Below are 13794 nucleotides of genomic sequence, written 5' to 3' on the forward strand. Positions count from 1 at the left end.
CCCGCTTCCCGCGCTGCCCCCTAAACCTGTACCGCCCCGGTCGCCACGGCGAAGGCGAGCATCACCAGGCTGACGCCCCAGGCCCAGAAAAAGGTGTAGGCCATGTGTTTGCGCAACTCGACGCCGGACAACGCCAGGGCCAGGTACACGCTGGGCACCACCGGGCTGATGGAGAAACCGGTGTTTTCACCGATCAGCATGGCCCGGGCCACCGCTTCCAGGGGAACGCCCGCGGCGGCGGCCACATCCCTGATCACCGGCAACAGGGCAAAGTAGTAGGCGTCCGGCGAAAAGATCATCCCCAGGGGAACGCCAAAGAATCCGACGATCACATGCAGGTACTGAGCGGATCCGCCAGGCAGAAAGTCGATCAGCGCCAAGGCCATGCCGTCGGACATTTTTGCCCCGGACAGCACCCCCAGCAACACGGCGGCGGCCATCATCACCAGCACCATTTGCAGGGCATCGGATGCGTGGGCCTTGAGACGTTCGGCCTGGGCATCCAGGGAAGGGAAGTTCAGCGGCAGGGCAATGCCCAATCCCACCATGAAACAGGCATAGAGCGGAAAGATACCGGTGAACAGGCAAGCCAGGATCGCGCCGGTCAGGGCCACGTTCAGCCAGTACCGCAGGTTGCGGGGCGAGAGGCCGAACTCGCGACCTTCGGTGGACAGACTGTCCAGATCGACGCTGGCGGCCGCTCCCAGTGACATTGGCCGGCGACGCTGGGCTCGCGAGCCCAGCACGGTGGCCACCAGCAACATGCAGACCAGCCCCACCAACTGCACCGGCAGTAAACCTAGCCAAAGCTCCGTGGCGTCCAGCCCGGAAACTGCGGCAGCCCGAGCGGTGGTGCCACCCCAAGGCACCATGTTGATGACCCCGGCGGTGGTGCCCACCAGGCACAACAGCATGGCCGGGCTCATGTTCAGACGCTTGTACAACGGCAACAGCGCCGGAATGGTCAGCAAAAATGTCGCGGCGCCCACCCCGTCCAGATGCACCACTGACGTCACCAGCACCGTGACCAGCGCCACAGCCAGCGGCTTGCCACCGGTACTGCGGATCAGCAGGTTGACCAGCGGGTCGAACAGCCCGCGATCACGCATGATCCCGAAGAACAGAATGGCAAACAGAAACAGCGCGGCGGTGGGCGCCACGGTGATCAGCCCGGCCTTGATGAACTCGCCGATCTGTCCGGGGTTGAAACCGGCCAGCAGGCAAGCGGCGACGGGGAGGGTGGTGAAGGCGACGACGGGGCTGATCCTGCGCAGCAATATCAGCCCGATGATGACCAGCATCATCAAAAAACCCAACGTTGTAATCATGGTGCAGCCTCTCTTTTTATTGTTGTCGACGGTACGGGCGCGTGAGTCCTTCAGCCCTGTGGTTGGGGCAGGCGCAGGGACAGCAGCAGATAACTCAAACTCTTGCCGTGGCGGTCCAGGCCGCAACTGAGGTTTACGCCGCCTTCCAGGGCGTCTTCGAGGACGAAATTCAGCGCATGCAGGTTCGGCAGTTCATAGCGATGCACCTTGGCAGGCCGGCGCGTGGCGAATTGTTCGGCGACTCGTTCGCAGGTCAGTTCGCGCAGCAACCATGGGTAGTGCGCCGGATCGAGGGGGAATACCGCAATGCTGAGGATATTGCCTTTGTCTCCGGCACGAGCGTGGGCGAAGTCGGCGAGGGTGACCAGGTTCATCAGTACCACTCCAGGGTCGTGTGGATTTCGCTACGCGGCAGCAGGAAGCTGCGGGTGGTGACGGCTTCAGCGAGGTGCCGGCGCACGCCGCCACCGCCGGCCGGGCCGTTGGTGTAGAGCGATTCCACCTCGGCCAACAGCGTCTGAACCATTGCCTGGTCGGTATGGGTCAGGCCGACGCGCACACGCACATCATCAAGGGCCGGCGCCAGGGCCAGTCGTTGTTGCAGATAGCGGCCACCGTGGTCATTGAACAGACTGGCGACACCCGACAAATCGATCCAGGGCTGTACGCCTGGCGCTAATCGGTCAAAACGTTGCAGCAGAATTTCCCGGGCCAGGGCGGCACGGGCCACGGCACCGGGGCCGGCATAGGAAATTTCTGCTTCGCCGAACCAGAGCCCACGCACACCGGCCAGGCCCTTGAGCGTATCGGGGCGCGGATGGCCCAGCAGGCCGCTGATCTCAACGCGGTCTTCACCCAGGTCCCGGACGCGGGCCTTCCCCAGGTCCAGCACCACGTCCGGGGTCAGGTAGCGGCGCGGATCATGCACCTCGTAAAGCAATTGTTCCTTGACCGTTTGCTCGCTGACGCGGCCCCCGCAGCCCTGGGTTTTGCCGATGATCAAACGCCCATCCTCATGGATTTCGGCAATGGGGCAACCGAGGTTCGCCGGGGCCGGGATCTCTTTGATCCCAGGGTGGGCAAAGTACCCGCCGGTGACCTGGGTGCAGCACTCCAGCAAATGCCCAGTCGCGGTGGCGATGGCCATTTTCTGCCAATCGTCGGCGGCCCAGCCCAGCCCATGGCGAATCGCGCCCACCGCCAGCGAAGGGTCGGCCACTCGCCCGCACAGCACGATACCGGCACCTTCTTGCAGCGCCGTATGAATGCCGTCGGCACCGGTGTAGACGTTGACCGAAACCACGTCTGCCGGGGCCACGGGCAGCCATTGCTTGAAGCGCGGTGTGGATTCTTCCAGCAGGTCATCGCCCAGTACGCAGGCAATTTTCAAACTCGGATAGCGTCCTGCCAGTGTTGCTCGCAGGCGCTGCGCGGCGGCTCTGGGATTGGCTGCCCCCCCATTGGTAATGATGGGGATGCCGGCGTCGATACACACATCCAGCATCGGCTCGATGAAATCGAACAGGCGAGAGGCGTATCCGGCTTGAGGATCGAGGCCCCTGCGCAGTTGCGCTTCGGCCAGCGTCCGTTCGGCCAGCAACTCCAGCATGATGTAGCGCTGGCCGTTTCGTTGCGCCAGGTCCTGGGCCAGGCGCAAGGCGGCGTCCGGGCGATCATTGGCAAAACCGGCGCCGCATCCGACGAGAATTGTTTTTGTCATGTCCGTTTCCACTGATGGGATGGCCCATAGTGGCGGCCATGGATTGTTCTGTGAATTTTAAAGGTAGAATCAATTGATCCATTATCTTTATAAGTGCGGCCATGAACGTTTCTTTCCGACAGCTTCGTGCCTTTATCCTGATCGCTGAAACCTCAAGCTTCACGCGCACTGCTGAACAGCTTCACCTGTCCCAGCCAGCGCTGAGCTACAGCATCCGCAAACTGGAGGAGACCATGGGTCTGCAGTTGCTGGCGCGTAACACCCGCAGTGTCGAGCTGACGCTGGCCGGCGAACACTTTCTGCCCCAGGCCAGGCGCATGCTCAGGGACATGGACGATGCCGTACGGGACGCCCGCGACACCCTCAGCCTGAGTCGTGGCTCGCTCCGGCTTGCGGCACTGCCCACGGCCGCCGCTTCGTTCCTGCCTGTGGTCATCGCTTCGTTCCAGCGCAAACACCCGGGTGTAAGGGTGAGCGTACTGGATGGTCGGGCCGGGGAGATCATGGGGTGGGTGCAGCGCGGTGAGGTGGACGCGGGCATTACCTCGTTACCCGACGACCTGTCCGGGCTGAGCTTCGTGCGCCTGTTGGATGACAATCTGGTGTTGCTGACCCACAAGGATCATCAGCGCGACAGTCTGGACGACTGGAAACGCAGGCCCTACATTGCCCTGACTCCCGACACGAGCATCCGGCCCTTGGCCGACGCAGCGTTGCGCTACCTGAATGTCGAGCCTGAGCCTGCCTGGGAGGTGGCGCACATGAGTACCGCAACCGCGCTTGTACGCGAAGGGTTGGGGTTTTCCCTGCTGCCGGCCAGTTGCACGGCGGTGTTCAATATTGGCGAGCAATGCGCGGTGATTGCCATCGACCAGCCCGGAAAGCGTTCGATCGGCCTGTTGCAACGCAAGCCAGTGGCTCAGTCGCCGTCGTTGAGCCAGTTCATGCAGCATTTGCGGCAGACGCTGCGTCAGCAATGACAGTTCCGTGCTCATCGCGAGCAGGCTCGCTCCCACAGTGTGTAGAACCCTTGTGGGAGCGAGCCTGCTCGCGATAGCGGGATTGCCGCCAGTGCCAAGCGATCTGATCAAACGCTATTGGGTGCCAAACATCGCTGTCCAATAAATCCCCGCATCGCTCTTCGGGTCCACCGCATAGCCGGCGCCCAGTTCCTTGAACTGCGGGTTCATCAGATTGGCGCAATGACCGGGGCTTGCCAGCCAGCCGTCCACCACTTTGAGGGCCGTATCCTGTCCGGCGGCGATGTTCTCACCGATCAATTGGCCGAGGTAACCGGCCAACTCGGCGCGGTCGCCCGGCATGCGGCTGTCGCGATCCTTGTGGTCAAAGAAGTTGTTGTTGGCCATGGCCCGAGTGTGGTTCACGGCGGCCAGGGCCAACGTAGCGTTCCAGGCCAGCGGCGTCGTCGCCGTGAAGGCTTCGGTGCCGCAGCGGCGCGGTTGGGCACGCGCACTGTTGATCAGCTTCAGTAGCTTCTGACCTTCGGCTTGCCAGTCTCCCAGACGCGCCGACAATAGCGGGCGCGCCAACACGATGCGCCATTCGCGATCCAGGCGACTGACGCCGATGTCGACGAACTGTGGATCCAGCACCACCTGGCAGAAGCTTTCCTGCACGGCCTTCATCGCGGCTTGCGCGTCCCGTGGCCCGGACAGGCTGATGGCCTGTACGTTGACCATCGGGTAGGCCGTGCGGGCCAACGCCTGCTGCAGGTCACCAATGCCGTTGGCCGACAGGATCAGCCGCGAATCCATGGCCAGCGGCGGTAGCTCCAGAGAGGCCTGATCCGCACAACTTTGCGACTGACTGCGATAAAGGTTGATGGACTCGACCAGTTGCGTCTCTTCGGTGGCCAGGACACTGGTGGCGAAGGCCAGCCCCAGCGACAGCCCGATAAGACGCATGACGGATGAAATGGCACGCATGTAAATCTCCCTTGAGCGGACGGCGCCTATGATGCGCAATTTTTGCCCGGCTGGGGCAACGGTATTCACGCTCTCTTGAAATCCCTTGCAACGGCACCGTTGGGTACCGTTTGGGACAATCCTCAAGTAGTGGGATCAATTTTCAGGCAAATAAGTCCATCTCCGTCGATTCAAGGGCAAAACTTGCGAATTATCAGCTCATCCAGTTCCCGCCATCGACGTTATAAGTCTGTGCTACCACATATTCGCTCTCCGCCGAGGCCAGGAATATCGCCATCCCCACCAGATCCTGCGCGGTGCCCATCCGGCCATAGGGCACTTGCGCGCCGACCTGACGCTTTTTCTCTCCCAGGGGCAGGTTTTCATGATGGGCGAACAGCGCATCCACACCATCCCAGTGCTCACCCTCCACCACACCAGGGGCAATGGCGTTGACGTTGATTCGATGCTTGATCAAATCAAGGCCGGCCGACTGGGTCAGGCTGATCACCGCAGCCTTGGTGGCGCAATACACCGCCACCAGAGCTTCTCCACGTCGGCCGGCCTGGCTGGCCATGTTGATGATTTTGCCGCCATGCCCCTGGCGGATCATCTGCCGGGCGGCGGCCTGCAGCGTGAACAGTGTGCCGGCGACATTGATGCAAAACAGCCGTTCGTAGCTTTGGCGCGTAATCTCCACGATAGGCGCCAGGTCGAAAAGCGCTGCGTTATTGACGAGGATATCGAGCTTGCCCGTCCGGGCCACGACCGCCTCGATGGCCTGGTCAATCGAAGCTTGTTCAGTGACGTCCATTTTGACCGCGTAGGCGCTGTCGCCCAGTTCGGCGGCGGTGGCTTGGGCGCTTCCAAGATCGATATCGGCAATCGCCACAGTAGCCCCTTCGTTGATATAGGCCTGGGCGAACGTCCTGCCAATACCACGGGCAGCACCGGTGACCAGGGCGCTTTTTCCTTCCAGTCGTTTCATGGGTTGTCCTGTCTCGAATGACAAAATAAACAGCAGGGGAGCGCGGCTCACCATCAATGACGTGCCGATTACAGCAGCGCCATTGGCGCCGGACAAACGCAGGAGGGATCATCGGCTGGTACTTTTTTTAACGCCGTGACGTGTCCCTTGGCCGGGTTAAAAAAGTATCGGTGGACGATCAGGTCAGGGCTGGTGAACCGGTGCGCGCCGAGCGTAAGGTGCTGCCTACAGCGATAGAGACGCGCGACATGCCTGATCACCCAACGCCCCTGTTCGAGCAGCCACCCGCCGAACTTGAAGTCATCCTGCCTGAGCCCGAGCACAGTTTTCGCTGGTATGAGCACGACTATCCGTATCCGCTGGCGCGCTGGAACCACCATCCCGAATTCGAGATCCATCTCATTCGTCGGGGCAGCGGTAAATTGCTGGCGGGCGATTATATTGGTCCATTCGGCCCCGGCCACGTGGCGATGATCGGCCCGGGCTTGCCCCACGATTGGATGGGCGACCTGGCCCCGGGCGAGTACCTGGCTGGAAGGGACGTGGTGCTGCAATTCGATGGCGCAACGCTGTTGAGCCTGCGCCGGACGCTACCTGAACTCGGGGATTTACAGCCGCTGTTCAAAAGGGCACGACGAGGTCTGGTCTTCAGCGGCGACACCGCGGTGAACGCCGCAAGGCTGTTGGAGAGCATCGGCCCGGCCCAGGGACTCGGGCGGCTGGCATTGTTTCTCCAACTGCTCAACACACTCAATCTCGCCCCGCAGGAGCAGGCCCAGTGCCTGGCCAGCCCTTGTTATGCACCCAGTCTGGATGCCCGCAGTTCCGAACGCATCCACAAGGCCTTCGAGTACCTGCAGACTGAACTCACGGGTGACCTGCGCCTGTCGGTGATTGCTCGGCAACTGGGCATGAGCGAGCCCGGTTTTTCGCGTTTCTTCAAACGCATCACCGGACACGGTTTCATTGACCTGATGCGCAAGCTCCGAGTCCAGCGAGCCTGCCGGTTGCTGTTGCACAGTGAAATGCCGGTGACCGATATCTGTTTTGAGGTGGGTTACAACAACCTGTCCAACTTCAATCGGCACTTTCGCATTGAGATGCACCAGACGCCCAGCGAGTATCGATCAGCTAGACCCTGAACTGCTTCAGCAACCCGTTCAATTGCTCACTCAGCGACTTGAGACGGGTACTCGCCAGGCTCGATTGTTCAGCCGCCAGGGCGGTGCTGTGGGAGAGGCCGGCGGCCTGGGTCACGTTCTGATTGATGTCTTCCACCACATGGGCCTGTTGCAGCGTGGCGCTGGCGATGGAGGCGTTCAGGCTGTTGAGATTGCGCAGGGCCTGACCGATGGCGTTGAGGCTGGCGCCGGCCAGCCCGGCTTGTTCAATGGTCAATTGCGAAGCACGGCTGCTGTCGCTGATGACTTTCACCGCCGCTTCGGAGTGGTTCTGCAAGCGTTCGATCATCGCCTGGATCTCGGCGGTGGACTTCTGCGTGCGCTGGGCCAGCAGCCGCACTTCATCGGCCACCACGGCAAAGCCCCGACCTTGTTCACCGGCGCGGGCCGCTTCGATCGCGGCGTTGAGGGCCAGCAGGTTGGTCTGCTCGGCAATGGAGCGGATCACCTCCAGCACACTGCCGATCTGGGTGCTTTCGCTGGCCAGGGTACGAATCACCTCGACCGCCTGATCAATGGTCTGGGACAGTCGGTCAATCTGCTGCAAGCTGCCATCGATATTCACCTGGCCCTGCTGGGCCTGGGATTCGGCGTCGCGCATTTCGCTGGCGGCGTGTTCGGCATTCTTGGCGACGTCTTGCACGCCGTAGGTCACTTCGTTGATCGCAGTCGCCACCAGTTCCATCTGTTGCGATTGTTGCTGGCTGCGCTCCTGGGCTTGGGCGGCGTCGTTACCCAGGTCGTTGGACGATTGCCCCAGGGCCCTGGCCGAGTCCTGCAACTGGCTGACTACTTCGCGCAGTTTGGCGGTAAAGGCATTGAAATGCCGGGCCAGTTGCGTCACTTCATCCTGGCCGTGGGTGTCGAGGGTGCGGGTCAGGTCGCTTTCACCGCTGGCAATGTTGGCCATGGCATTGACCGTTTCCTGCAACGGCCGAACGATGCTGCGCACGATCAGGGTCAGGAGCAGGCCCATGAGCAGGGTGATCGCCAGGCCGATCAGCGAAGCCTTGATCACTTGAGAGCGGAATTCGGCCTCCACGTCATCGACATACACGCCTGAACCGATGATCCAGCCCCACGGCTCGAACAGTTTGACGTAAGAGGTTTTCGCCACCGGCGCCTCGGCGCCCGGTTTCGGCCAGAGGTAATCCACCATCCCGGCGCCCTTGGCCTTGGCAATGGCGACCATCTCGTTGAACAGCGCAAAACCATTCGGGTCGCGAATCGCCGAGAGGTTCTGGCCTTCGAGTTTCGGGTTGGTCGGGTGCATGACCATCACAGGCGTCAGGTCATTGATCCAGAAGTAGTCACTCTGGTCATAGCGCAAGCCGCGCACCGCGCTAAGGGCCTGCTTCTGCGCAACCTCGCGAGTCAGGGTGCCAGCCGTTTCCAGACCATGGTAGTAGCTCAGCACACCGCTGGCAGTCTGGACCACATGCTGGGTTTTCTGCACCTTGGCCTGATACAGGTCGGTGTGGATCTGCTTAAGCATGAACGCGCCTAACGTGAACAACATCACGATGGACACGACCAAGATGAGCCACAAGCGTCGGCTGATCGACACACTGCGCAAGCTATTCATACGCTGTCACTCCGGTTTCTTATTCTTGTCATCTGCGACCGCCTGAGTCTGGCGTCAGGCGGGTATGCCTTTGTGTCCTGAGTCATAACGCGGCAGCGTTATCAGGGCTTGTCTGATAGGATTTCGGCCCCGCGGCGCAAAACCTGAGCCTGTTCCGGTTTTTTCATTGGTTTTTTTGAGAAATCGCAGTCACCGTGCGCCTGCTGTTTACACCTGCATAACGCTTAAATTTTGATGAGACGTGCGCAAGCATAGTCTTTTGGGGGATGAATGGATTTGTGGACCGCCTTTCAGGCACTGATTCTTGGCGTGGTAGAAGGCTTGACGGAGTTCCTGCCGATCTCCAGTACGGGGCACCAGATCATTGTCGCGGACTTGCTCGAGTTCGGCGGCGAGCGCGCGATGGCGTTCAACATCATCATCCAGCTCGGGGCGATCCTCGCGGTGGTGTGGGAGTTTCGGCGCAAGATCTTCGACGTGGTACTGGGTTTGCGCACCCAGCCCAGCGCTCGTCGGTTTACGGCCAACCTGCTGATTGCCTTCATGCCCGCTGTGGTATTGGGCGTGTTGTTTGCAGACCTGATCCATGAATACCTGTTCAACCCGATCACGGTGGCCATGGCGTTGGTGCTGGGCGGTTTCGTGATGCTCTGGGCCGAGAAGCGCCAGCACACAGTGCACGCCGAAACGGTAGACGACATCACCTGGAAGGATGCACTGAAAGTCGGCTTCGCCCAGTGCCTTGCGATGATTCCCGGCACCTCCCGCTCAGGTTCGACCATCATCGGTGGCTTGCTGTTCGGGCTGTCGCGCAAGACCGCGACCGAGTTTTCATTCTTCCTGGCGATGCCAACCATGGTCGGCGCGGCGGTCTACTCCGGCTATAAATATCGCGAGCTGTTTGTGCCGGCGGATTTTCCGGTGTTCGCCATCGGCTTCGTCACGGCGTTCATTTTCGCCATGATCGCGGTCAGGGGCTTGTTGCTGTTCATCGCCAGCCACAGTTACGCCGTATTTGCCTGGTACCGGATCGCTTTCGGCCTGTTGATCCTGGCCACCTGGCAATTCGGTTGGGTGGACTGGACGGCGGCCCAGCCATGAGCCGTCCAGGCCGTGAGCCGGGCCCAGCCGTGCAGAGTTTGCGGCTCAAGCTCGTGGTATTTGCGCTGGTGTGCGCCTTGCCGCTGCTCGGGTCACTTTTGCTCGGGTTGCGCGCGGTGTCCTGGGTGCCGCTGACGGCCTACGGGCTCGTCAGCGTGGTGGCGTTTCTGTTGTACTGGAGCGACAAGCGCAAGGCCCGCGCTGACGCCTGGCGCACCCCGGAAAACGTATTGCACGCCGTGGAGCTGGCCGGGGGCTGGCCCGGGGCGTTGTTGGCTCAGCAAGTGTTTCGCCACAAGACTCGCAAGGTGTCGTTTCAGGTGGTGTTCTGGTTCATCGTGTTGCTGCACCAGGTGTTCTGGATCGACCAGTTATTCCTGGGCAGTCATCTGCTGATGCTTTTCTGAGCTTCACGACAGCAGCAAACCCACCTGGGTGCGCTTGGGCAGCTTGCTCACCACCAGTTGGTGGGAGCGCTGCAGCAGGCCACGCAGTTCATCGGCGCCCAGCGGGTAGGGCGTCTGCATGATGACCCACTGAGCCCGCGCCAGATAGGGCGCCGGGTGGATCCCCGGGCGGTCGCAATGCCCCAGGAACAGATCCTTGTCCACCTTGAACGCCAGTGATTCGCCCCGCAGGTTCTGCAGGGCGAACATCTTGTTGCCGGCAATGGAAAATACCCGCACGCCGCCCCATTTGTAGTCCTCCCTGGCGCCCGGCAAACCCAGGCAGAACTGCGCGACATCCTCTTCGCTCAAGCTCATATTTTTCTATCTCCACAGCCATCGAATGCTTCTACCAAGTGGTCGATCCACGCGCGTACCGCCGGCAGCATGCCGCGTCGATGCGGGTAGACTGCCTGCAGCCAGCCGTCCGGCAGCGACCACTCGGGCAACAATTCCACCAGTGTGCCGTCCTGCAGTTCCTCCTCGCAATACATGCTCGGCAACAAGGTGAAACCCAGGCCGGCGAGGGCGCAGGCGCGGCGCACAATGAAGTCGTCGATGCCTAGCCGGGCTTCCAGGGCCAGTTCGACGGGCTCTGCGTTGGCCTTGAGCAGACGCAGGTGGACCAGGCGATCGGCATCCAGCGCCCCGAGTATCGGCAGTTTCTTGAGATCCTCCGGGGTATTGATCTGCCGTCCTGCGACGAACGCCGGGCTGGCGACCATGATCAGCCGCGCCTGACGCAGCCGTCGCGTCATCAGCAGCGGGTCTTCGTCCCCCAGATCGCGCACGCGTAATGCCACGTCGATGCCTTCGCTCACCAGGTCTACCCGCCGATTGACCAGCATCATTTCCAGCTGCACTTGAGGGAATTTTTCCAGGAAGCTGGCGATCACCCCGCCCAGCATCTGATGAGCCAAACCCACCGGACTGGAAACCCGCAGGCGCCCGCGCGGCTCAGTGGACATGCTCGCCACGGCTTCATCGGCCATCTCGGCTTCCAGCAGCATGGCTTGGCAATGGCGCAGATAACGCTCGCCAACGGCCGTGAGCTTCAACTGGCGGGTGGTACGTTGCAGCAGTCGGGCGCCAAGGCGCTCTTCCAGTTCAGCGATACGTCGTGACAGCCGCGACTTGGGAATACCCAACAGGCGTCCGGCCGCGGCGAAACCACCGGCTTCAACCACTTTGGCGAAGTAGTACAGATCATTGAGGTCTTGCATATCGAGTTCTATTGTCCTGTCAGTGGAACGAACTATCGCATTAATACTGACTTATCGGCTATTGGCTTCATCGATAGGATTGTTCTCAATTGATCGCTTGGTCGCGATCCTCACTTGGAGAGCACTCATATGAAACTGTTGCACATTGACTCGAGCATCCTGGGCGACAATTCCGCGTCCCGCCAACTGAGCCGTGACGTGGTTGAGGCCTGGAAAGCTGCCGAAGCGGACGTCGTCGTGACCTACCGCGACCTGGCGGCCGATGCCATCAGCCACTTTTCCGCCCAGACCCTGATCGCCGCCGGCACCAGCGCTGAACTGCGCGACGCCGCCCAGAAGCACGAGACTGATCTCAGTGCCTCGACCATGGCCGAATTCCTGGCGGCGGACGCGGTGGTCATCGCAGCGCCGATGTATAACTTCACCATTCCGACTCAACTCAAGGCCTGGATCGACCGTATCGCCGTGGCCGGCCAAACCTTCCGCTACACCGAAGCCGGCCCCGAAGGCCTGTGTGGTGGCAAGAAACTGGTGATCGTCTCCACCTCTGGCGGCCTGCATGCCGGCCAGCCAAGCGGCGTAGCGCATGAGGAGTATCTGAAGGTCATGTTCGGTTTCCTCGGCATTACCGACATCGAGTTCGTTCGCGCCGAGGGCCTGGCTTACGGTGACGAAATGCGCAGCAAAGCCATGAACGAAGCCAAGCTGCAGATCAGCGAGCAATTCGCCGCAGCTTAAAGACCGCGCAAAAAACACCAGGCCTGGGCGAACCGGCCTGGTGGGTTTGCACAAGGTCGATCAATAAGCGGCTGTTTCGGTACGGCGCCGCAGCAGTAAAGTCAGCCCCAGTCCGATGATCGACAGCAGTGCCGCACTGAAAAAGATCGAGGAATACCCCAGATTCAACGCCACCGCGCCCATCAAGGGGCCGGCAATCGCCAGCGCCAGGTCGAAGAACACCGCATAGGCGCTCAGTCCTGCGCCACGGCTGGTATTCGGGACTTGCTTGATGGCCTCCACACCCAACGCCGGATACACCAGCGACAGCCCGAAACCGGCCAGCCCCGCGCCGATCAGCGCGAACGCGGTAGAAGGTGCCAGCCACAGCAACACCAGCCCCAGGGTTTCTATACACATGCAGGCAATGGCCGTCCTGAAGCCTCCGAAGCGGGCGATGCTGGAAATGAACAACAAGCGCGACAGGATGAAACAGACGCCAAACACCGTCAGGCACCAGGCTGCACCCGTCCAGCCGCGACTGACATAAAACAACGTGATGAAGGTGGTGAGCGTACCGTAGCCGATCGACGCCAGGCACAGGCTCGTCCCGTACGGTGCAATACGCCCGAACACCGCCCAAAAGGGCAGGCGCTCGCCACGAATGACCGGCACCGATGGCTTGTTGCGTATCAACAGCAGCGCCGCGCCGGCCAGCAGCGACAAGGCGATCCCCAGGCTGACAAAGCCCAGCTCACTGACCATTACCACTCCCAGCGGCGCGCCGATGGCAATGGCCCCATAAGACGCGATGCCGTTCCATGAGATCGAGCGGGCCGTGTGTTCGACCCCCACCTGGCCCATGCACCAACTGATGGTGCCCACGCCAATCAGGCCCTGAGCCACCCCGAGCAGCAAACGCCCGGCGATCAGGATCAACAGGCTCAGCAGTGGAAAGCTTTGCAGCAGCGTCGAAAGCAACGTCAGCAAACCACTGAGGACGATCCCGTACAGCCCATAAACGATCGCCCGCTTGGTGCCGATACTGTCCGACAGCCGCCCGGCCATGGGCCGACTGAGCAGCGTCGCCAGATACTGGGAGCCGATGGTCAGCCCGGCCACCACGGCACTGAAGCCCAACTGTTCGTGGACATAGCCCGGCAACACGGCAATCGGCAGGCCGATGCAGAGAAAGGCGATGAAGGTATAGAAGACGATGGAGATGATCTGCCAGGTGATCGACAGGGAACTGGGGGTGGATGGGTGTGTTGGCATGAGGCTCGTTCGCGGGCAGCGGTAAGAGGGGCTCATCATGGCGCGCGGCGGGAATAAAAGAAAGCAGGCTAACGGTTTGCCCGGGTGGTGATAGTGCCGACGCTATCGCGAGCAGGCTCGCTCCCACACTGGCCGCAGGGCTTGGAAGAACATCGGTTCCTTGTGGGAGCGAGCCTGCTCGCGATGACGGTAGGTCGGCCAATACCAAGTCGACTGAAACGGCCAAATCGCAAGCAAGCTGTGCTCCCACAAGCGGTTCTACCTTGAAAACAAAAAGCCCCGTCACAACGGACAGGGCTTTTCAC

At 61.2% G+C, this 13794-nt stretch carries 14 protein-coding genes; 5 read left to right on the forward strand and 9 right to left on the reverse strand.

Going from position 1 to position 13794, the window contains the following annotated elements; all coding sequences use genetic code 11:
- Positions 1-20: 20 nt before the first annotated feature.
- The 3 genes from CRX69_RS17455 to CRX69_RS17465 are packed head-to-tail and all read right to left on the reverse strand — an operon-like array spanning position 21 to position 3048.
- Positions 21-1328 (reverse strand): CitMHS family transporter, encoded by a 1308-nt coding sequence (locus tag CRX69_RS17455; protein ID WP_047229134.1) that lies wholly within the window; start codon positions 1326-1328, stop codon positions 21-23.
- A gap of 50 nt (positions 1329-1378) precedes the next feature.
- On the reverse strand, positions 1379-1702 hold the full coding sequence (locus CRX69_RS17460) for an AtuA-related protein (protein ID WP_171061361.1): 324 nt from the start codon (positions 1700-1702) through the stop codon (positions 1379-1381).
- The gene (locus CRX69_RS17465; RefSeq protein ID WP_107322454.1) at positions 1702-3048 is read right to left on the reverse strand and encodes an acyclic terpene utilization AtuA family protein; all 1347 of its coding nucleotides are present in this window, start codon (positions 3046-3048) and stop codon (positions 1702-1704) included. The genes CRX69_RS17460 and CRX69_RS17465 overlap by 1 nt, the downstream gene beginning before the upstream one ends.
- 101 nt (positions 3049-3149) lie before the next feature.
- Here CRX69_RS17465 and CRX69_RS17470 point away from each other — a divergent pair, with 101 nt between their 5' ends.
- Entirely contained in the window at positions 3150-4028 is an 879-nt protein-coding gene (locus tag CRX69_RS17470) for a LysR family transcriptional regulator (RefSeq protein WP_047229131.1), read from the forward strand.
- 114 nt (positions 4029-4142) lie between these two features.
- Here CRX69_RS17470 and CRX69_RS17475 read toward each other — a convergent pair whose 3' ends face one another.
- Positions 4143-4994 carry a CAP domain-containing protein gene (locus CRX69_RS17475; RefSeq protein WP_047229130.1) on the reverse strand — a complete coding sequence of 284 codons (852 nt, stop codon included), beginning with the start codon at positions 4992-4994 and terminating at the stop codon, positions 4143-4145.
- A 193-nt stretch (positions 4995-5187) separates the two neighbouring features.
- Complete coding sequence (locus tag CRX69_RS17480) at positions 5188-5961, reverse strand: L-iditol 2-dehydrogenase (RefSeq protein ID WP_047229129.1); 774 nt, start codon at positions 5959-5961, stop codon at positions 5188-5190.
- Positions 5962-6209: 248 nt separating this feature from the next.
- Here CRX69_RS17480 and CRX69_RS17485 point away from each other — a divergent pair, with 248 nt between their 5' ends.
- On the forward strand, positions 6210-7103 hold the full coding sequence (locus CRX69_RS17485; protein WP_107322455.1) for an AraC family transcriptional regulator: 894 nt from the start codon (positions 6210-6212) through the stop codon (positions 7101-7103).
- Here CRX69_RS17485 and CRX69_RS17490 read toward each other — a convergent pair.
- The gene (locus CRX69_RS17490; RefSeq protein WP_047229127.1) at positions 7093-8727 is read right to left on the reverse strand and encodes a methyl-accepting chemotaxis protein; all 1635 of its coding nucleotides are present in this window, start codon (positions 8725-8727) and stop codon (positions 7093-7095) included. The genes CRX69_RS17485 and CRX69_RS17490 overlap by 11 nt on opposite strands.
- 270 nt (positions 8728-8997) lie before the next feature.
- Here CRX69_RS17490 and CRX69_RS17495 point away from each other — a divergent pair, with 270 nt between their 5' ends.
- Together CRX69_RS17495 and CRX69_RS17500 are read left to right on the forward strand one after the other, a co-directional pair.
- Positions 8998-9828 carry an undecaprenyl-diphosphate phosphatase gene (locus CRX69_RS17495; RefSeq protein ID WP_047229126.1) on the forward strand — a complete coding sequence of 277 codons (831 nt, stop codon included), beginning with the start codon at positions 8998-9000 and terminating at the stop codon, positions 9826-9828.
- Positions 9825-10235, forward strand: coding sequence for a DUF1294 domain-containing protein (locus CRX69_RS17500; protein ID WP_047229125.1), 411 nt, complete (start codon positions 9825-9827; stop codon positions 10233-10235). The genes CRX69_RS17495 and CRX69_RS17500 overlap by 4 nt, the downstream gene beginning before the upstream one ends.
- A gap of 3 nt (positions 10236-10238) precedes the next feature.
- On the opposite strand, the gene CRX69_RS17505 is transcribed toward CRX69_RS17500, so the two are convergent.
- Together CRX69_RS17505 and CRX69_RS17510 are read right to left on the reverse strand one after the other, a co-directional pair.
- Entirely contained in the window at positions 10239-10592 is a 354-nt protein-coding gene (locus CRX69_RS17505; protein ID WP_047229124.1) for an MmcQ/YjbR family DNA-binding protein, read from the reverse strand.
- Positions 10589-11497: a LysR substrate-binding domain-containing protein gene (locus CRX69_RS17510; protein WP_047229123.1), complete on the reverse strand. Its 909-nt coding sequence runs from the start codon at positions 11495-11497 to the stop codon at positions 10589-10591. Before CRX69_RS17510 ends, CRX69_RS17505 begins: the two co-directional genes overlap by 4 nt.
- Before the next feature lie 129 nt (positions 11498-11626).
- On the opposite strand from CRX69_RS17510, the gene CRX69_RS17515 reads away from it, so the two are divergent.
- Entirely contained in the window at positions 11627-12235 is a 609-nt protein-coding gene (locus tag CRX69_RS17515; RefSeq protein ID WP_107322456.1) for an FMN-dependent NADH-azoreductase, read from the forward strand.
- 60 nt (positions 12236-12295) lie between these two features.
- Here CRX69_RS17515 and CRX69_RS17520 read toward each other — a convergent pair whose 3' ends face one another.
- On the reverse strand, positions 12296-13489 hold the full coding sequence (locus CRX69_RS17520) for an MFS transporter (protein WP_047229121.1): 1194 nt from the start codon (positions 13487-13489) through the stop codon (positions 12296-12298).
- Positions 13490-13794: the final 305 nt, after the last annotated feature.

Source organism: Pseudomonas rhizophila, assembly GCF_003033885.1.
Taxonomy (GTDB): Bacteria; Pseudomonadota; Gammaproteobacteria; order Pseudomonadales; family Pseudomonadaceae; genus Aquipseudomonas; species Aquipseudomonas rhizophila.